General features: G+C 68.6%; 18 protein-coding genes and 2 pseudogenes. 8 read left to right on the top strand and 12 right to left on the bottom strand.

The genetic code is table 11. The features are described from left to right. Positions 1 to 1,015 precede the first annotated feature (1,015 nt). Complete coding sequence (locus tag OG568_RS42795) at positions 1,016 to 2,032, top strand: DNA-directed RNA polymerase subunit alpha (protein WP_329535420.1); 1,017 nt, start codon at positions 1,016 to 1,018, stop codon at positions 2,030 to 2,032. 402 nt (positions 2,033 to 2,434) lie between these two features. Here the strand turns inward: OG568_RS42795 and OG568_RS42790 are convergent, their stop codons facing one another. From OG568_RS42790 to OG568_RS42750, 9 genes and pseudogenes are all read right to left on the bottom strand, one after another. Further along, positions 2,435 to 3,241, bottom strand: a complete 807-nt coding sequence (locus OG568_RS42790) for an urease accessory protein UreD (RefSeq protein ID WP_329535419.1) — start codon at positions 3,239 to 3,241, stop codon at positions 2,435 to 2,437. Positions 3,242 to 3,264: 23 nt separating this feature from the next. Further along, positions 3,265 to 3,978 (bottom strand): urease accessory protein UreG, encoded by a 714-nt coding sequence (gene ureG, locus OG568_RS42785; RefSeq protein WP_329535418.1) that lies wholly within the window; start codon positions 3,976 to 3,978, stop codon positions 3,265 to 3,267. Between the two features lie 41 nt (positions 3,979 to 4,019). Continuing rightward, a complete protein-coding gene (locus OG568_RS42780; protein ID WP_329535417.1) occupies positions 4,020 to 4,694 on the bottom strand; it encodes an urease accessory protein UreF in 675 nt (224 codons plus the stop codon). Positions 4,695 to 4,789: 95 nt separating this feature from the next. Then, positions 4,790 to 6,787: an urease subunit alpha gene (ureC, locus tag OG568_RS42775; protein ID WP_329535416.1), complete on the bottom strand. Its 1,998-nt coding sequence runs from the start codon at positions 6,785 to 6,787 to the stop codon at positions 4,790 to 4,792. Further along, on the bottom strand, positions 6,780 to 7,457 hold the full coding sequence (locus OG568_RS42770; protein WP_329535415.1) for an urease subunit gamma: 678 nt from the start codon (positions 7,455 to 7,457) through the stop codon (positions 6,780 to 6,782). The genes ureC and OG568_RS42770 overlap by 8 nt, the downstream gene beginning before the upstream one ends. A 512-nt stretch (positions 7,458 to 7,969) precedes the next feature. Beyond that, entirely contained in the window at positions 7,970 to 8,566 is a 597-nt protein-coding gene (locus OG568_RS42765) for a transposase (RefSeq protein ID WP_329535414.1), read from the bottom strand. 184 nt (positions 8,567 to 8,750) lie between these two features. Further along, positions 8,751 to 9,101 (bottom strand): annotated as a pseudogene (locus OG568_RS61570) (IS110 family transposase); the annotation flags it as partial. Positions 9,102 to 9,407: 306 nt separating this feature from the next. After that, positions 9,408 to 9,596: pseudogene (locus tag OG568_RS61565) on the bottom strand (transposase); the annotation flags it as partial. 1,046 nt (positions 9,597 to 10,642) lie between these two features. After that, positions 10,643 to 11,293, bottom strand: coding sequence for a type III effector protein (locus OG568_RS42750; protein ID WP_329535411.1), 651 nt, complete (start codon positions 11,291 to 11,293; stop codon positions 10,643 to 10,645). A 126-nt stretch (positions 11,294 to 11,419) separates the two neighbouring features. Between OG568_RS42750 and OG568_RS42745 the strand changes: the two genes are divergently transcribed. The 3 genes from OG568_RS42745 (at position 11,420) to OG568_RS42735 (ending at position 12,895) form a co-directional block, all read left to right on the top strand. Beyond that, positions 11,420 to 11,854, top strand: coding sequence for an Hsp20/alpha crystallin family protein (locus OG568_RS42745; RefSeq protein WP_329535410.1), 435 nt, complete (start codon positions 11,420 to 11,422; stop codon positions 11,852 to 11,854). 113 nt (positions 11,855 to 11,967) lie between these two features. Further along, a complete protein-coding gene (locus OG568_RS42740) occupies positions 11,968 to 12,357 on the top strand; it encodes a DUF2267 domain-containing protein (protein WP_329361047.1) in 390 nt (129 codons plus the stop codon). Between the two features lie 112 nt (positions 12,358 to 12,469). Beyond that, positions 12,470 to 12,895: a DUF2267 domain-containing protein gene (locus tag OG568_RS42735; RefSeq protein ID WP_329535409.1), complete on the top strand. Its 426-nt coding sequence runs from the start codon at positions 12,470 to 12,472 to the stop codon at positions 12,893 to 12,895. Between the two features lie 167 nt (positions 12,896 to 13,062). Here OG568_RS42735 and OG568_RS42730 read toward each other — a convergent pair whose 3' ends face one another. After that, positions 13,063 to 13,398, bottom strand: a complete 336-nt coding sequence (locus OG568_RS42730; protein WP_266587292.1) for a MerR family transcriptional regulator — start codon at positions 13,396 to 13,398, stop codon at positions 13,063 to 13,065. 685 nt (positions 13,399 to 14,083) lie between these two features. On the opposite strand from OG568_RS42730, the gene OG568_RS42725 reads away from it, so the two are divergent. Together OG568_RS42725 and OG568_RS61560 are read left to right on the top strand one after the other, a co-directional pair. After that, positions 14,084 to 14,332, top strand: coding sequence for a DUF5133 domain-containing protein (locus OG568_RS42725; protein ID WP_329535408.1), 249 nt, complete (start codon positions 14,084 to 14,086; stop codon positions 14,330 to 14,332). 308 nt (positions 14,333 to 14,640) lie between these two features. Then, a complete protein-coding gene (locus tag OG568_RS61560) occupies positions 14,641 to 14,871 on the top strand; it encodes a hypothetical protein (RefSeq protein WP_443077819.1) in 231 nt (76 codons plus the stop codon). Between the two features lie 181 nt (positions 14,872 to 15,052). On the opposite strand, the gene OG568_RS42715 is transcribed toward OG568_RS61560, so the two are convergent. Together OG568_RS42715 and OG568_RS42710 are read right to left on the bottom strand one after the other, a co-directional pair. After that, entirely contained in the window at positions 15,053 to 15,454 is a 402-nt protein-coding gene (locus OG568_RS42715) for a hypothetical protein (protein WP_329536600.1), read from the bottom strand. Positions 15,455 to 15,538: 84 nt separating this feature from the next. Further along, positions 15,539 to 15,694, bottom strand: coding sequence for a DUF6131 family protein (locus tag OG568_RS42710; protein WP_266587288.1), 156 nt, complete (start codon positions 15,692 to 15,694; stop codon positions 15,539 to 15,541). A gap of 292 nt (positions 15,695 to 15,986) precedes the next feature. Between OG568_RS42710 and OG568_RS42705 the strand changes: the two genes are divergently transcribed. Both OG568_RS42705 and OG568_RS42700 read left to right on the top strand, forming a co-directional pair. Next, positions 15,987 to 16,460: a hemerythrin domain-containing protein gene (locus tag OG568_RS42705; protein ID WP_329535407.1), complete on the top strand. Its 474-nt coding sequence runs from the start codon at positions 15,987 to 15,989 to the stop codon at positions 16,458 to 16,460. A gap of 522 nt (positions 16,461 to 16,982) precedes the next feature. Beyond that, positions 16,983 to 17,564: a DUF2231 domain-containing protein gene (locus OG568_RS42700; RefSeq protein ID WP_329535406.1), complete on the top strand. Its 582-nt coding sequence runs from the start codon at positions 16,983 to 16,985 to the stop codon at positions 17,562 to 17,564. Positions 17,565 to 17,747 lie beyond the last annotated feature (183 nt).

Below are 17,747 nucleotides of genomic sequence, written 5' to 3'. Positions count from 1 at the left end.
CCGGACAGCCGGCCGGATGGGTCTCATGGCCTGCGTGTTATGGCGGCCATGGCAGGACGCACAGCAGGTTGCGGCCGACGGTGACGGCCAGACCGGCAACGGCCCACGGGCCCAGGGGTACTCCGGCACGATGCACTGCACGTCGGCGGGCGCGGGTGAGCTCGGCATCTTGCAGCACGGCCGTGGGGCCTGCGTGGCTGTCCGCCACGTCTGCACACTCACCCCTCGACCAGGCCGCCTAAGCGATCGACGCGTTGCGCTCGGGAGAGTGTCATCGGCGTGGGCTCGGCACGAATCAGTTGGATCGGCGATGACCGTGCTGTCCCTTCCCGGCCTGCTGGTCCCGCTCGCCGAGCCCGGCTGGTGGGTGCTGCTGTTCGGCTTCGCCAGGATCTCCTGGACCTTCTCATCCACCGTCGCGGGGGGGGGTGTCCCTGACCAGTTACCGCCAGGTTGCCTGCCCGCCGGACATGCTCGGCCGGGTCAGCGATGCCGCCCGTTGGATCAACCGGGGCACCCTTCCGCTGGGCGCCCTGGCCGGCGGCGGGCTCGCCACCACCCCTTGGTGTCCGGGCCACCTTGTGGATCGCTGTGGCCAGCAGCTGCTGCGCGGCGGTCGGGACCGCCGCAGCGGAGGGCGCACAGCAACCCTGTTCCTGCCAGGCTTCGCGGCCTTCCTTCGGGGAGGCGATCGGGACCGCTGCCTGGGGACGCGCCGTCGCAGGTGGCCGCTGCACGCGTGCACCGTCCTCCGGACCGGTCTGGGAGGCGCGGGAACCGGAGTGTGGCCAGAATCGTTTGCGAGTCCCAGCACAATTCGGAGGAGTACCGGCCTTGTCCGCCAGACCGACGGACCCTGTGGGGCACAGTCCTCGACCATCCCGGGTGGCGTCCGGGGCTGATAAGTGACGCGCGGTTCGGCCTCTGCCGAGACCGTATCGCCCGTATCGCCCGTACCCTTCGTGGTATCTACGGCGTCACATAGCGGACGCCAAACCACTGGAGGCAACACCCCGTGCTGATCGCTCAGCGTCCGTCCCTGACCGAAGAGGTCGTCGACGAGTTCCGCTCCCGGTTCGTGCTCGAGCCGCTGGAGCCCGGCTTCGGCTACACCCTCGGCAACTCCCTGCGCCGGACCCTCCTCTCCTCGATCCCCGGTGCGGCGGTCACGTCCATCCGCATCGACGGCGTGCTGCACGAGTTCACCACCGTGCCGGGCGTCAAGGAGGACGTCACCGACCTGATCCTCAACATCAAGCAGCTCGTCGTGAGCAGCGAGCAGGACGAGCCGGTCGTGATGTACCTGCGCAAGCAGGGCCCGGGTCTGGTCACCGCCGCCGACATCGCGCCGCCGGCCGGTGTCGAGGTGCACAACCCCGACCTCGTCCTCGCCGCCCTCAACGGCAAGGGCAAGCTGGAGATGGAGCTGACCGTCGAGCGCGGTCGCGGTTACGTCTCCGCCGTTCAGAACAAGCAGATCGGCCAGGAGATCGGGCGCATCCCGGTCGACTCGATCTACTCGCCGGTACTGAAGGTCACGTACAAGGTCGAGGCGACCCGTGTCGAGCAGCGCACCGACTTCGACAAGCTGATCGTCGACGTCGAGACCAAGCAGGCCATGCGTCCCCGTGATGCCATGGCGTCGGCCGGTAAGACCCTGGTCGAGCTGTTCGGCCTGGCGCGCGAACTGAATATCGACGCCGAGGGCATCGACATGGGTCCGTCCCCGGTGGACGCCGCCCTCGCCGCTGATCTCGCGCTGCCGATCGAGGAGCTCGAGCTCACCGTCCGTTCGTACAACTGCCTCAAGCGCGAGGGCGTCCACTCGGTGGGTGAGCTCCTGGCGCGCTCCGAGGCCGACCTCCTCGACATTCGCAACTTCGGTGCGAAGTCCATCGACGAGGTCAAGGCGAAGCTCGCCGGCATGGGCCTGGGCCTCAAGGACAGCCCGCCCGGATTCGACCCGACCGCCGCTGCCCTCGGCGCGGACGACAACGGGGACGCGGGTTTCGTGGAGACCGAGCAGTACTGAACGCTGTGCTACGGCCGGGGCACGGCGGAGCCGGTGAAGAGGAGACGGCACAGCAGACGACCGCACCCCTATTCCCCCGAGTGGGGTGTTTGGCAGGCGTGCCGCGACGAACCCGAATCACTCGATGTCACTCCGGTGTCACACGCGCAGGCACGTCAGCCAATGGCACGACCTGGAGACGGTGCTCGCCGCGACCGCGAACGTCTCCACCACAAGACAGTCCGGTAGCGCGGGGCACCCTGCACGTCCACTCGTCTGCGGGAACACGACAGGTGTTTGGAGGTAGGCCGAGCCGCTGCCGGAGACTCGCCGAGACGGCGAAGAGGTCGGTCACCGGGGATTCCCCGCCCAGGACACGACGGGTGTCCACCCAATGCGGGCACGGCGTCGATTGGACTGCTGCTACGGGGTGCGCGCTTGTTGCAATGCCTCGTCAAGGAGGAGTCGTAGCCGGGTGGCGGTGTCGGCCACCGCAGTGGCGAGGAGCGCCGGGCCGGCCAGGGGGGCCAGCACACCGTGGGCTGGGGTGTCGAGGTCGCCGAGGAGGATCGGTGGGTGGACGGCCGGGGTGAGGGACGGGTCGACGACGAGGAGTTGGCCGCAGGCGCGGTGCGATCCCATGACGGCCGGGCCGTCCCAGCCGGGGTGGCGGCCGCCGTAAGAGGTGTGCTGGTCGAGAAGGGGGCGGCCGGCGCGGAGCACGGTGAGGCGGGTGGTCAGGTTGCCGCTGGTCTCACCGGTGCGGCCGAGGATCTGTTCGTCCCTCAGGACGAGGCGGGCGGTGGAGGCCAGGTCGACGGTGCAGGTCTGGCGGAGGTTGCTGCCGGCGGTGCTGATCAAGGGCTGCGGCAGCCAGTGCAGGGTGGCGTCGTCGCCGACGGTCAGGCGGATGTCGTAGGTGGCGGGGTCGTCGGTGTGGCCGCGCAGCGCGATGGTGGAGGCGGCTGAGGTGATCTGGAGGCGGGCGTGCGGGCCGGCGTCGGCATGGAGGGCGAGCCGGTCGCCGCCGAGGGGGCCGCTCATGGCGCCGATGACGTCGACACGGGCCAGGCCGCCACGCGGGCGGAGCCTTTGGAGGTGGAAGGGGCCGTCGCTGCTGAGCAGAGGGAGGGTGGTGGTGTGGCCGTTGTGGTTGGCCCGTACCCGGGCGGTTGCCACGACGGTGGATTCGTCCGGGAGGGGCGCGAGGTCTTGGGCGACGGTGCTCATGTCTCCTGCCGGGTCGTACGGGATCAGTGCGTGGCGACGGCGGGTTCGGGCCGTGCGGTCCTGTGGCGCCAGGCGGTGAGGCGTTCCAGTGTCCAGTCGGCGACGGGCCGGACGCCGTCGTCGCTGGTGAGGGAGGTGAAGACGACGGGGAGGTCGCCGCGTCGCTGGGCTGCGTCGGAGGCCATGGTGGTGAGGTCGGCGCCGACGTGCGGGGCGAGGTCGGTTTTGTTGACGACGAGGAGGTCGGCGGTGGTGATGCCGGGTCCGCCCTTGCGGGGGATGTCGTCGCCGCTGGAGACGTCGATGACGAAGATCTGCGTGTCGACGAGGCCCTTGGAGAAGGTGGCGGTGAGGTTGTCGCCGCCGGATTCGACGAGGATCAGGTCCAGGGGGCCAAGGCGGTCCTCAAGCTCTTCTACGGCTTCCAGGTTGGCGGAGATGTCGTCGCGGATCGCTGTGTGGGGGCAGGCTCCGGTCTCCACGGCGGTGATCCGTTCGGTGGGCAGGACAGCCTCGCGGAGCAGGAACTCGGCGTCCTCACGGGTGTAGATGTCGTTGGTGACGACGGCAAGCGAATAGCGGTCGCGCAGGGTGCGGCAGAGGGCGGCGACGGTGGCGGTCTTGCCGGAGCCGACCGGACCGCCGAGGCCGATCCTGAGGGCGCGTCGGGTGCCGTCGGGGCGGTGGGCGTCGGCGGAGACGGCGGTGGGGCCGTCGTGCGTGTGGTCGAGGTGCATGGGCGTGAGCTCCTTGGGGTGCGGTGAGTCCGGGGTCGGCGTCAGGAGGCGAACAGACGCATCGGCCAGGCGGCATGCTGTTCGGCGGTGATGTCGAGCAGCGGCGACGATGCGGCCGGCAGGATGCCGACTCCCTCATCGGCGACGCGGGCGGCAGCGTCGGCGGCCCGGCGGGCCACGGTGTCGACGTCGTCGCCAAGACGGGCCAGGACCGCGGTGGCGTCGAACGGGTCGAGGCCGAGCAGCCGCACGGCCGCGGCGGCGGGGGCTCCGATGCTGTCGAAGGCCGCGACGTGTGCGGCGTCCAACGCGGTGAGGCCGGCCGCGTGGGCGGCGACGCCGAGCACCACGGGCTGGTGGGCGCCGCCCGGCAGATCGCGTGCAAGCCGCTCCAGTGCCTCGCACGGCCAGGCCGCGCGGGCCGCCCGCAGCATCTGCCGGCCCAGCTTGCGGGCCGTGGCCCGCAGTGCCGGGGCGGGTGTACGGGCGTCGGCGGCCTCGTCCAGGACGAGCGGATCGTGTCCGGCTGCGGCCGCGGCTGCCAGTGCGGCGGCGGTGAGGCCCGCGGTGTGCAGGCGGCCACGGCAGAACGCGTAGAGGGTGGCGGGATCATGGACGGCGCGGCCGGCGACGGCGGCCTCGACGCCGCCGGAATGCGCATGGCCTCCTGCCGGGAAACGACCGTCGGTCAGGACGAGGAGAGCGGTACGGCTCATGGACAGGTGACCATGCCTTTCGAGGGCGCGGCAGGACAAACAGGACGGGAGACGTCCGGCCTGCCGGGCCGCCCGCCCCGTCGTCCTCCAGACGGTCAGAAGATGAAGTAGCGCTGGGCCATGGGAAGTTCCGACGCGTAGTGCGTGGGGGCAGGCCGCTGGGGGCAGAGCTCCTCGTCGGCCTGCGCCCGTTCCTCCTTCTGCCGGCGCAGTTCGGTGATGCAGGTGTCCTCGATGAACACCTCGTAGGTGTCCGGGTCGACCCGGATGTCCGGGGTGGCATCGTTGAGGACCATGTGCCGTTTGAATACCTGGCGGGTGTCCTTGATCTCGTACAGGGACTTGCTGATGCCGAGTTCCTGCGCGGTGACCGTGGCCTGGGGGCTGACGAAGTTGACCGAGTTGGCGCCTGGGGCGTTTCCTGTGGAGCCCCACATCGGGCGGGGCAGGACGGGTTGCGGCGTCGGGATGGATGCATTGGCGTCACCGACCTGGGCGTAGGCGATCTGCCCGCCCTTGAGGACGAGGTGCGGCTTCACGCCGAAGAACTTCGGTTCCCACAGCACCAGGTCCGCCAGCTTGTCGGTCTCCACGGAGCCGATCAGGTCGTCCGCGCCGTGGGCGATGGCAGGGTTGATCGTGTACTTGGCGACGTAGCGGCGGGCGCGGAAGTTGTCTGCCTCTTCGCGCTGCTGTTTCTGCTCCTCGGCGGTGCCTTCGCGCAGCTGGCCGTAGCGGGTCTTCATCACGTGGGCGGTCTGCCAGGTCCGCATGATCATCTCGCCGATGCGGCCCATGGCCTGTGCGTCGGACGACATGATCGAGATGGCGCCCATGTCGTGCAGCAGATCCTCGGCCGCCATCGTCGAGGGGCGCACGCGGGATTCGGCGAAGGCCCGGTCGGCGGGCAGTTCCGGGTTGAGGTGGTGGCAGACCATCATCATGTCGATGTGCTCCTTGACGGTGTTGACCGTCAGGGGGCGCGTCGGGTTGGTGGAGGCGGGCAGGACGTTCGGCTCCCCGCACAGGGTGATCATGTCGGGGGCATGCCCGCCGCCCGCGCCCTCGACATGGAAGATGTGCAAGGGACGGTCCTTGAACGCCGCCTTGGTGCTCTCCACGAAGCCCGCCTCGTTCAGCGAGTCCGCGTGCAGGGCAAGTTGCACGTAGTTGCTGACGACTCCCTTCTCCGGGTCGTCGTCCTCCGGGTTGTTCCTGCCCTCGCACACCTTCAGGCAGGTGTCGATGACCGCGGGGGTGGCGCCCCAGTCCTCGTGGATCTTGAAGCCGATCACGCCGGCCTTCACCTGGTCGAGCATCGAATCGCGGGACATGGTGCTGCCCTTGCCGAGCACCCCGATGTTCACCGGGAACTCATCCAGCGCCTTGAAGAGCCGTTCGACGTGCCACTTGCCCGGGGTGACGGTGGTCGCGGTGGATCCCTCGGCCGGTCCGGTGCCACCGCCGATCAGGGTCGTCACACCGGACGCGAGGGCCTCGCCGATCTGCTCCGGGCAGATGAAATGGACATGGGTGTCGACCCCGCCCGCGGTCAGGATGCGGCCCTTGCCTGAGATCACCTCGGTCTCCGGGCCGATCACGAAGTCCGTCGGCCCGTCCGTCCGGCCCTCGTGGATCGGGTCCATGGTCTCCGGGTTGTACGCCTTGCCGAGAGCACTGATCTTCCCGTCCCGGATCGCGACGTCCGCCTTGACCACACCCCAGTGATCCAGGATCACCACGCCGGTGATCACCGTGTCCGGAGGACCGCCCTTGCCATCGCCGCGTGGCCTCGCCGACTGGCCCATGGACTCACGGATCACCTTGCCGCCGCCGAAGACCACCTCGTGCCCGCTCCTGCTCATCAGCGGGCTGACCTTGCTCTTTTCCTTGCCCTGGCAGTCGTCCTCGTCCTTGGCCGCAGGAACCGGCAAAGCGTGCACCCGATGCTTACTGAGACCGCCTGCCCAGTCGTCGGTGACCTTGATACGCAGCGCGGTGTCCGCCAGCCGGATCTCGTCCCCGGTCGTCGGGCCGAACAGGTCTACGTAGTCCTCGCGCTTGGTCGTCCTGGTGTTCTTCCGCTCAGCCACCGTCACCAGCTCCCTCACCGGCGGAGTCGTCCGGGGCCTGGTCCTGCAGGACCCCACCTACCAGCCCGCGCAGCCCCAGCACCTTCCGCTCGCCCTCGATGCGCACCAGCTCCACTGTGCGGCCATCCCCCGGCTCGAACCGTTCGGACGTACCGGCCTCGACGTTGAGCCGTTTGCCGTATGCCTCCGCCCGGTCGAAGTCGAGCTCTTCGTTCGCCTCGAAGAAGTGGTAGTGCGACCCGACCTGCACCGGCCGGTCGCTCAGGTTGTGCACCGCGATCTCGGTGACGTCCAACTCCGGGTTCAAAGGCACTGCCTCATCAACGAAGTCGACTTTGCCGGGGTGGAGTTCGATCTCCCCGCACGGCTCGTCGAACGGGTCGTGGATCGTCACCAGCTTCGTTCCATCAGGGAACGTCGTCTCGACCTGGACGTTGTCGATCATCTCCGGGACACCGTCCATGACGTCGTCCCTGGTCAGGACCCCCCGCCCCGAGTCCATGATCTCGCCGACGCTCCGGCCGATCCGCGCCTGGTCGTAGACGTAGGCAGTGAGCAGTGCCACCGCCTCCGGATAGTTCAGCCTGATTCCCTGCTCTCTGCGCTGCCGCGCCACGCCGGCCGCCACATGGACCAACAGGCGCTCCTGCTCATGGGGAGTGAAATGCATGGTGCCCTTCTGCTCCAGAGTCCAACGTCTGCCGACGACGCGGGCAGGCCGGGCCACCCAAGCCGGACGGCCGGGCCACGCTGCGCCACGTCTGATCGTCCTGGCTCGGGCTGACATGTCGACGCGGAAGTTCCGCTTTCACTTCGGACGGGCGGCGGGGCGAACATTTCGGCGAGGGAGGAAGGATTAAGACTTCAGACTGCGAATCGGCGAGTTCCGGACAAACAGGGTCCGCTGCCCCAAGGGGCGCAACACGCGAACGTTTCTGCGCCGAGGCACTGGGCCTCACGGCACGGAAGCGCACTTGCAGCCGGACAAGAGCCGCCCCCCTTCGGTGATCACATACCGCCCTTCCCCTGACAATGCCCGTTCAGGAACCGGCACGCACGCAGACGTCTGGTGTCGGCAGTGGCCGGTTCACGACAGCCCCTATGAGCGGGGTCCTGGCTGTAACTGTCTGACCAGGTGGAAGACCTTCCGGGCCGCATAGCGCTTGAGTCCTCTGAGTCAAGTCAGCTGGCTGTGAGGCGTTGGGTGGCGGGGTGATTGTCAGGGTCGTAGGGGGTGGCGTTGTGCCAGCAGGCCCATATGACGCGGAGCCATGCGCGGGCGACGATGCGGGTGGCGTGCGGATTGCGTTTCCCGCGTGCGCGGGCGTTTGCGTAGAGGGCGGCGGCCCAGGGTGACTGTATGCGGGAGTTGTGAGCGAAGGCGGTGACGGCCTTGCGGGCACGTGTGTTGGCGGCCCACCGGAAGTAGACGCCATGTGCCTTTTCGGATGCTTTGGTTACCGGTGCGGCTCCGCACTCGGCGGCGGCCTGTTCGGCGGACTCGACGCGGTCGAGGATCGGGCCGACCTCGGCAAGCAGCTGCGCGAGGTTGATGGTGCCCACGCCAGGCAACTGGGCGAGGAGGACGGCGCGCGGGTGCCTGGCGAGACACTTCTTGATGGTCGTCTCGAGCTGGGTGATGGTGGCCTGCAGACTGCGCAGGAGCTGGACCTGTGCCGTGATGAGCGCGGTGAGGACGGGCGTGGGGAGGCTGACCGGGGCGACGGGAGCGGAGCCGGGCCAGCAGTGCGGATGCCGGTTTGCCGCCGCGGTAGGCATGGCGCTTGCAGAAGGCGGCCATGCGGGCTTCGCCGAGTCGTGCGGCCGCCTGCGGGGTGGGGTAGTCGGTCAGGAAGTTCAGGGCGATGTCGGAGACGAGCGAGCAGAACAGGTTCCTGGGCCCAGGCCAGTGCTGTTCGAGCAGGGCGCCGAGCTGGTTGCCGGCCGCCGTGCGTGCGCGAACGTGGTCATCGCGCAGGCGCACGAGGGCTTGAAGTTCTCGCAGGCCGCTGTCGACAGGCACGAGGCGGCGCAGGCGGTGGCCGTCGGTGCGCAGGTAGTCGGCGAGTTTATAGCTGTCACCAGGATCGGACTTGGCGCCGGAGGCGCCCCATCGAGGCCGGGCGGCATGGAAGGCGGTGGGGTGCACGGGCACGACCGGATATCCGGCCTCGAGCAAGCGGTCGACGACCAGCCCACTGGAACGTTCGATGATGACGGGCAGTTCGGCCGGGGTGCCGTGGCTGGCCAGCCGGGCCAAAGCAGTCTCAAAGTCGGCTTCGCTGTGCTGGAAGGCCCAATGGCCGATCACCATGCCGCGGTCGTCAATGACGGTCACGTCATGGCTGGCGCTGGCCCAGTCCCATCGACGAACATCAATCCCAGCCCTTCTGCCGGAGTTGGCGGTTGACTCCGCAGGTGGCGAGACCCAGCTGCCGGTTCCTCATTGTTCGGCCCTCGGTCGGGCATGTCCTTGACGCCGGTCTGGGGCCCCGGCGTGTCAGGGGCGGCAAAACTCAAACTGGCCGTCGAGCGCGGCACGGCAACGAGGCCGTCCCCCAACACCCACCGAGGGAGTCACGACCCGTGGATTGGGCCGCACCATCAATACTTCCCCAATGAGGCAACGGACGATTTCGCGACGGGTCTTACCCTCCTTGATCCGGCGCTCGTAATAGTCCTGAGTTCGCGGGTCGACCCGCAGGCGAGTGAACACGATGCGATGCAGCGCAGCATTGGCCTGCCGGTCGCCGCCGCGGTTGAGGCGACGGTACTGCCGGCGTCCCGAGAAACGCTCGACGGGACTGATCCACGCGTCTCCCGCATCGGTGGCGTCACTCTCCGTGGGAGCCGGCAGACCGCAGCACACAAGAGAGCAGCGACAACTGCTCCCGCGGGCGTGCCTCCGGTCCGAAACACCTCGGGACAGCCGCGGTTGCGTGGCACAGAGCTTGTTTGAAAGCGGGCTGCCTGGGACCTACCTCCACGTTCGTCGCCCGCGCGTCCCCTGGGCGGTCACGTCTGAAACCGGATGGCCAACAGGCAACGTGGCAGGCGCCGTTGACCAGTTCGTGTAGGCCGGCGGCCGCATGGTCGGCATCGCCGCGGTACGCAGTCGGGCATGAGACACCCCCGCACACTCGATGCACCTCGCGCGCCGCCTCCTCCCACACCCTGCTGCCGTGGCCGGCGCGGCCGTCATGGGCTTGTCCGGCAACCGTGGAGCATGCCGTGCGCCCTGCGCGCCACCAGCTCACTCGCCCTGGCCTCCGCCGTCGGCATCGCCGCCAAGTCGGCCTCCGGGCAACGGCTTCCACCCCGGCCTGCCACCCGGGCGTTGCCGACCGGGCACGCGGCCGCCGTCGCGGCTTTTGGCGACCGCCGTCACCCTGGTCACCCGGGCTGGGAGCCGCGCTCATCCCCCTGGCCACGGCAGCCTCCGTGTTCCGCGCAGCGTTTTCCATCCGCGGGGCCCGGTTCTTGATGCCGGTGATGCACGCGTGATCGGACGTCATGCGCTTGAGTCCGATACGGTCGGACGGGACCCTTGGCCGCCAGCGCGGTCAACGAGTATGCCGTCCTCTGACGTATGACGATATGCCAGCCGTTGGGGCTCGGTCTGACCGCCAGTTCCGGCATGGCTCGCACGCACGGGCGCCCGAGCAGCCCACCCATACGCCAGGAAGTTGTCGTTCCATCCTTTATGGATTGATTGGGTGCCGGAGTTGCTCAGCAGAGGCGCCACCCAAGCCTCGACCGCCGCCGATACTGGTCCCTCAGGGGCTACAGACTTCTGACGGCAGTTCACGAATCAGAGGCAGCCGCTGATCACGCAGCGAAATCACCGTCCGCTGTTCAGTGGCGGGCGTCGCCGGTCTGGCGGAGTTGGTCGGCGTGGTGGGTGATGGTGGCGATGCGGGCTGCGAGGTCGGGGTGGTTGGGCTTGAGGTGTGGGTGGGTGTCGGCGAGTGGGGCGATGAGGTCGGCGGCGTCGTTGTCGGCGAGGGCGTCGGCGAGCCGGGCCAGGGGTGTGCGGGAAGGGGAGGGGAGGTCGGTGAGGGCGGTGATCTGGCCGGCGAGTTGGCGTAGTTCGGCGGCGTTGGTCCGGGCCCAGGCGGTGATGGTGCGGTCGGCGGCGCGGCGGTTGCGGGTGGCTTGTACGCGTTGTTCGCCGGTCGTGCCGGGTGTGCCGGGGCGTACGCGCAGGTAGCGGCGTTCGGCGGCCTGGCGGCTGGCGACACCCAGGGGGTGGGCGAGGTCCGCCCAGCTGGAGCCTGCTGCACGGGCTGCCTCGATCAGTCCAGGTTCCCATCCTGCGAGTTGGTCGCGCAGCTCACGCAGCAGGAGGAGTGCAGCCAGGGCCTGGTCCGCACTGGCTTGTTCTTCCTGCGGTTGCGCTCCGGTCTGGGGGGTCTGGGCGGTGCGGACGGCTTCGTTGATCGTGTTCAGCGCTGCCGCGGCGGCGAAGAAGGAGGTGGGGTCACGGGGCTCGGGGGAGGCGTTCATGGAGATCCTCTCTGATTGTCACCCTTTGGATGACATTTCACTTGTCATCGTTTGGATGACATGTTATAACGGTGTCAGACGAAGCGCATTGGCAGTTCCTGCCAGACCTGTGGAGGTGTTTTCGCGATGTTGATGCGCACCGACCCGTTCCGCGAACTCGACCGGCTCGCCCAACAGCTGACGGGTGTGACCGGTACCTGGTCCAGGCCCTCGGCGATGCCGATGGATGCCTACCGTGAGGGCGAGGAGTACGTGATCGCTCTCGACCTGCCCGGTGTCGCGAAGGACGCGATCGACATCGATGTCGAGCGGAACATGCTCACCGTCAAGGCCGAGCGCCGCCCGGTCGTGAAGACCGACGACGTACAGATGGAGCTCTCCGAGCGGCCCCTGGGTGTCTTCTCGCGCCAGCTGGTGCTGGCCGACACCCTGGACACCGAACGCATCACGGCCGGATACGAAGCAGGGGTGCTGACCCTGCGGATCCCGATCGCCGAGCGCGCCAAGCCCCGCAAGATCGCGATCGGCGGGGAGTCCGAGCACAAGCAGATCAGCGGCTGAGGAGCCAGTTACCCGGCCGCGCCGACGGCGGAGGACGGGCATCGGTCTCCCCTTCTGGTCCCGTCCTCCGCCCTACGTCCATCGCACAACGACGTGAAGGGGCAGTGGTGGTCATGCGATGGGAAGCATTCCTCGACCACGTGCAGGAACGCGGCGAGTACGCCACACCCCAGGAAGCCGAACGGGCCGCGCGTACCGTTCTGGCCCTGCTGGGCGCGCATCTGGTGGGTGAGGTCCGGGCCGAGCTGGCCGCCCGGCTCCCGGAGACCTTCGCCCTGGTTCTTCTCAACCCGCTGCAGGCCACCGAGCCGCTTCCGCCGGAGCGGTTCCTGCGGGCGACCGCGGCGTGGATCGAGGGAGCCACCGAACAGACCGCGGCCTGGGACGTCAGTGCCGTGCTGAGCGTGACCGCCGATGCGGCGGGCGAGGAACTCACCCGCCGCATCCTGCTCCAGCTCCCCCCGGGCTACGACCTCCTCTTCGGCCGTCCCGAGCGCGCCTGAGCCCAGGAACGCGTGACCCGCTCATCAATTCAGCAGGGCCGGCCGGCACTCACCCCGGCCGGCCCTTCCCACCGGCGACAACGCCCTTGCGCGAGAAAGGCAACCACTCCCGATGCTTCCGCTGCGTGAACCGGCGACTGCCCGACCCGGCATGACGTTTCAGCAGATGCTGGAAAGGATCCAGTACGAAGGCGCGTATCCGACCTACGAGCGGGCCGAGGACGTCACGCGTGCCGTGCTGGGGGCCCTGGGCCGTCAGCTCTCCGGCGACGAACGCGTCGACCTCGCCGCCTGCCTCCCCTCCGAGGCCGCCCTCGTGTTCACCAGCCAGATCCCCGACCTTCAACCGTTCACTGGCTGGGGCTTCGTCAAGGACCTGGCCACCCGCACGGGTACCACCCCCGCGGTCGCGCGCTGGGACACCGGCGCCGTCCTCGCCGTCCTCGGCCGCCTGGCAGGCCCCGGCCTCCTGGACCGCATCCTCACCCAGCTCCCATCCGGATACGCGCTCCTGTTCGGCCGCGCCGAACTCACCTAGGCCGCCTGACCGTTCCGGGTGGGAACAAGCGGGGACACCAGCCGTGGCTGAGGGCGTGGCTTACGGCGGAGGGGCTCCGGCGATGTCGCCGCCGGAGCCCTGTGCGGGCGCCAACAGCCGTGTGAAGTCATGGGGGAAACCTGCCGCCAGCTGCCATGGCCTGCGGGTCAGGCATCCGCCGTGCGGCGCGGTTCGACACCGGTCCGGTGTGCCTCGTTGATGCGCCGGGCCTCTTCGAGCTGGTCTTCGAGGATGACGATGCGGCAGGCAGCCTCGACCGGAGTGCCCTGGTCGACGAGTTCGCGAGCGCGAGCGGCGATCTTCAACTGGTAGCGGGAGTAGCGGCGGTGGCCGCCCTCCGAGCGCAGGGGCGTGATCAGGCGGGCTTCACCGATCGCCCGCAGAAAGGCGGGTGTGGTGCCGAGCATTTCGGCGGCCCGACCCATGGTGTAGGCGGGGTAGTCGTCGTCATCGAGACGACTCAGAGAGTTTTCTGCGGTCATTCGCACCTCTGTCGTGGGAACGCATCGGGGGGCCCTGGTGCCGTGCGGCACCAGGGCCCCGAGGGATTTGAACACCATCTGCCGGCCTACTGCGGTGCCGGCCTTCTGTTTCCGCCCGCTCTCCCGGGAGAGGGGGATGCGTGCGGGGATCGCGTATGCGTGACCGTGGGACCACCTTCCGTTCCGGGGCCTGCGGTACCCGGGCCGACTACGTCCTTGCCCGGGCGATCCTGATGGCGTCTGCCTCCTTCTCCTCTTCCTGATCCATCTCCTTGCACCTGCGTACTGTCGGCGGCCCCTGTGAGCCGCCCAGCCCGGCAGTCAGCGAGAGGACCCCGAGACCGCTCCGGCCCCGCCGCTCTACTGCCGTGCCAATACCTGCTGGTGCGCGGCAGTTTCGTGTCTGCCGCGCCTTCCTGACTTCCTGGCTACGGGCAAGACATTAACCCCCGTGATTCCGAATGTCTACTGCCGCCATGACAGATTTTCTGCATGCCGCAATGGCAGTGTTCTGTCGTCCAGGTACGCCGAAAAGCTGTAACGGGAGCCGTAGCCGCCTCCGAGGCCGGAGCCTTTGGGGCCGTGGCGCAAGAATCGCCGCAACCCCTGGCCGAAATGGGCACGCGTGCGGACATGGCAAGCGGGAAGCCGGTCGTGAGAAGCCAAGACCAGCGGCGCTACTGCGATGCTCGAACCTCACCCCAAGGTCCTGCGAACACTCCTTGCACGCTATGCGGAGGCTCGCTTCGCTGACGCGCACAGCGGAGATTCGCGCACGGCCAGGGACCTTGACAATGTCGCCTACACGCTGTGTGTGACGACCGCGACGGCTACCGTCGAGGATGCCATCGCCGCTGCGGACGTACTTCTGGAAAATGCTCGGAGCGGCCAAAGGCCCCTTGTAGCCGGGGCACAGGCGAAGCTCGCAGCGTAGACCCGCCACCAGGGCTCGGTGCCGCGCAGTTCGAGCCTGCGGCTCGCACGAGCGCGCCGGCCAGGCCGGCGTGAGATCTGGTGTGCTGTCGGTCAGGGCAAGACAAATGCCTAGGGCGAAGGCGTAGGTAAGAGTAGGTTCGACGGTGAAGATGTCCCCGGTGCCTGTGAGGGGCGGCCCGTCGGCTGAATGGTGACGCGTCTCCCCGCGGCGGCAGCCGTGGACGCCACGCAGACCGGGCACCTGGTCCGCGACCGACTCGGGGCCGCGGCCGCGCCCCAGGCGTTCTGGAGCGAACCCAGATCTGCGTGGCCGGCGTCCTCACCCGCTACGACGTGCACCCCGTACGTGAGCACCGGCACAGCATCGACCTGGCCCGCTACCGCGTCATCGGCACCGCGTACATCGGCCTTGAGACCGTGGCCTCCACCGCGACGCAGACGGCCGTCCCGAGGGCCGCCTGGCGTTGCCGCACTGCCGATGCGGCACGTGTGCGCACGGTGAGCGGGGCGATGTCGGCGTGGGGGCCGTTGCGGTAACGGCCACGGACGATACCATCGACGACTCTTGTCGATGTCCCGTCCGGGGCGGCATCGGTGGGACGCGCTGTCCAGCCACAGTCGGTGGCCGACGTGGCGGCCATCCACTCCAGCTCTACCTCGCCGCTCACCTTGAGTGGCGGGGATGTCGTAGACCACGACGCGAGACTGGGTGCGAAGGTCAGCGGGCCTTGCGGCTGCCGGGCGGGTCCTGCGGGTCCTGAGGGTCGACGCCGGTGGTGGCGGATGCGTCTCTGGTTCCGCTGGGGCGCTGGGAGCGGCCCTTGGGGCCGGTGTCGTGCATGCCCTTCTCGTCACTGCGGGCCGCGGTCTGTTCCTCTCCGCGGTCGCTCGTGCTCTTCACGGGCCTACCGTGCGGATTCCCGGCCTCTTCTTTGGAGACCGTGCGCCCGGGGCCCTTGTCGGGAGCGTGCTGGTCGGGATGGAACGAGCGGTAAGCGCTCGGGTTGTCCTGCTGGCGAGTCTCGTCGACGTCCGGAGACCAGCCGTGTTGCTGGGTGCCCTTGTGCCGGCTGGGGCCTTCACCGTGCGGGGGCTGGGATGGCTTCGGCTGCTTGGCCATGGCCTGGCCTGCCTTCTTTTCTTGCATGGGGTACGGACTGTGTGAGGTCCACGGATTGCGGAGCTCCCTGAGCCGATGTGGTTGCTACCAGTAGTGCTTGCGTCCGCCGACGCCGTGGCCGAGGGCGCCCACAATCCACAGGACGACTCCGATGAGGACGAGAATCACGCCGATGGTCCACAGGATGCTGATTCCGGCGACGAGGCCGATGACGAGCAGAATGACGCCGAGGACGATCATGGTGTCCTCCGATTTCGCTGTGATGCCTCTTCCAGGCTAGGCGCATCGGCGCCCCCACCGCTCTCTCGTTCCACACGGGACTGGCGATCGGCAAGGCGGCCTGGTCCAGGCGCGGTACAGAAGAACGAACCGCTGGCGGTGGTGCGCCGCTACTGACTGGCGGACGGCTCAGCTCGGGTCATCGTTCCGAGTCACACGGGCGTCGTCTGTGACAGGTATGTGGGCGCGGTGGGGTACTCGGTTCCCCTGGGCGGCACGGGCCGTCCGGGGAAACCGATGCGGAGGGATAGCTGTGGACGGGATTGTGTTGCTCAAGGAAGACCACAAGACGGTGGAGAAACTGTTCAAGCAGTTCGAGGAGGCCGACGAGGGCGCCCATGCCGAGAAGCGGAAGATCGCCGACCAGGTGATCGAAGAACTCACCACCCATACCTGGATCGAGGAGAAGATCTTCTACCCGGCCGCCCGCGAGGCGGACCCCGACACCAAGGACGACGTCCTGGAAAGCGTCGAGGAACACCACGTCGTGCTGTGGATGCTCTCCGAGCTCAAGGACCTCGACCCGGCCGATGAGCGGTTCGACGCCAAGATGACCGTCCTCATGGAGAACGTCCGCCACCACGTCGAGGAAGAGGAGAAGGAATGGTTCCCCGACGTCCGCAAGGCCATGGGCCGCAACCGACTCACCGAACTCGGCGAACAGATGGAAGCGGCCAAGAAAAAGGCCCCCAGTGAACCCCTCGCGGTTCCCAGCGCCGACCAGTAGACCGCCCGCGGCCGGCGCGCCTGATGCGCGCCTGCCGCGGCGGAACCACTCGTCGGCCTGCCTGCGCCTTCCCCGCCTCCGACCCCCGGCCCCTCAGTTGGAAAGAGCTCAGTGTGCCCAGACTGCGTCGGGAGGCCGCTCGATCACTTGGCGTCGAATTGCCATGACAAACACCAGAAAATAGTGATGAATGGGTTGAGATCGTCGAATACCCTGCCGCATCTGCATCATGCGCAGGACGACAACAGGCGTTCTTGCGGCCGTCCCCACGCCTGGCCGCAGACTGGATCGATGGGTGCTCCCTCATGCCACCGCCGGCGAGGAGACTTCACGGTGGTCACCCCGGCCTGTGCGGCTCCGGCGACTCATCCGTCCCGCAAACCCTGCCGGCCGCCCGGGAGGCATCGAGCCGCGGCGCACGACCAGGCCCGGCGGCCGGACATCGAAACTATGCAGGCCAACCGTTCGGGTTCAGTCGAGGCCAGGGTGGGACGGTGACGTGATGCCGGGTAGTCGTTGTGCATGAACACACACGCTCTCGACACCTCTACGAAGGCCAGAAAGACCTCGGCCCTAGACACCGCGTCGGCATGGTGGCTGACGGCTCTGGACCATATCGAACGGTCGGTGCTAGCGGATCCGGCGATCAGGGTTCTCCAGCGGGGAATCCGCTCGGTCCCGCTGGGCGAGGTACGCGATCTGCTGCGCGGCAGGCCGCTGGGCCATCCCGTACATCCCGTTCTGGTACAGGTGCCTATCGGCTGCTGGCTGTCGGCCGCTGTCCTGGACATCGTGCCGGCAGGGCAGCGTGCCCCGACAACCCTCACGGCCGTCGGTTTGGCCGGAGTCGCCCCGGCAGCGGTCGCCGGTTGGGCTGACTGGGCGGACCTGCCGCCCGAGCAGGCCCGGGTCGGGCTGGCCCACGCGTTCTCGAACGTGGCTGCGGTGGCCTTCTACACCGCGTCCCTGACGGCGCGGCTCCGCGGTCGCGCGACGAAGGGCAGGCTGTGGTCGTTGGGCGGACTGACGGCGGTCGCTGTGAGCGGTGCGCTGGGCGGGCACGTCGCCTATCGGCAGGCCGTCGGAGCGCATCCCTCAACCTAGGCAAAGCGCGTGGCAACCATGCCGAGTGCGTGTGAAGGTCTAGGCGCCGTGCCCGCGAAACGACAGGGGCCAGACGCCAGCGCAGTCGGGCTGGTCGCTTCCGGACGGCCTGGAACCCCGGGCCGAGCAGCTGGGCCCTGGATCGGACCCGCTCCCCGCGGATCGCGGACGAGCCCTGACTTC

Origin of the sequence: Streptomyces sp. NBC_01450 (assembly GCF_036227505.1) — a bacterium.
Lineage (GTDB): Bacteria > Actinomycetota > Actinomycetes > Streptomycetales > Streptomycetaceae > Streptomyces.
This window is presented reverse-complemented; position numbering and strand designations above follow the sequence as displayed.

Coding starts and splice junctions, on each gene's coding strand:
- OG568_RS42790 (WP_329535419.1), bottom strand. CDS start 3,241: ATGAGCACCGTCGCCCAAGACCTCGCGCCCCTCCCGGACGAATCCACC.
- ureG (WP_329535418.1), bottom strand. CDS start 3,978: ATGCACCTCGACCACACGCACGACGGCCCCACCGCCGTCTCCGCCGAC.
- OG568_RS42780 (WP_329535417.1), bottom strand. CDS start 4,694: ATGAGCCGTACCGCTCTCCTCGTCCTGACCGACGGTCGTTTCCCGGCA.
- OG568_RS42770 (WP_329535415.1), bottom strand. CDS start 7,457: ATGCATTTCACTCCCCATGAGCAGGAGCGCCTGTTGGTCCATGTGGCG.
- OG568_RS42765 (WP_329535414.1), bottom strand. CDS start 8,566: ATGCCTACCGCGGCGGCAAACCGGCATCCGCACTGCTGGCCCGGCTCC.
- OG568_RS42750 (WP_329535411.1), bottom strand. CDS start 11,293: ATGAACGCCTCCCCCGAGCCCCGTGACCCCACCTCCTTCTTCGCCGCC.
- OG568_RS42745 (WP_329535410.1), top strand. CDS start 11,420: ATGTTGATGCGCACCGACCCGTTCCGCGAACTCGACCGGCTCGCCCAA.
- OG568_RS42740 (WP_329361047.1), top strand. CDS start 11,968: ATGCGATGGGAAGCATTCCTCGACCACGTGCAGGAACGCGGCGAGTAC.
- OG568_RS42735 (WP_329535409.1), top strand. CDS start 12,470: ATGCTTCCGCTGCGTGAACCGGCGACTGCCCGACCCGGCATGACGTTT.
- OG568_RS42730 (WP_266587292.1), bottom strand. CDS start 13,398: ATGACCGCAGAAAACTCTCTGAGTCGTCTCGATGACGACGACTACCCC.
- OG568_RS42725 (WP_329535408.1), top strand. CDS start 14,084: ATGCTCGAACCTCACCCCAAGGTCCTGCGAACACTCCTTGCACGCTAT.
- OG568_RS42715 (WP_329536600.1), bottom strand. CDS start 15,454: ATGGCCAAGCAGCCGAAGCCATCCCAGCCCCCGCACGGTGAAGGCCCC.
- OG568_RS42710 (WP_266587288.1), bottom strand. CDS start 15,694: ATGATCGTCCTCGGCGTCATTCTGCTCGTCATCGGCCTCGTCGCCGGA.
- OG568_RS42700 (WP_329535406.1), top strand. CDS start 16,983: ATGAACACACACGCTCTCGACACCTCTACGAAGGCCAGAAAGACCTCG.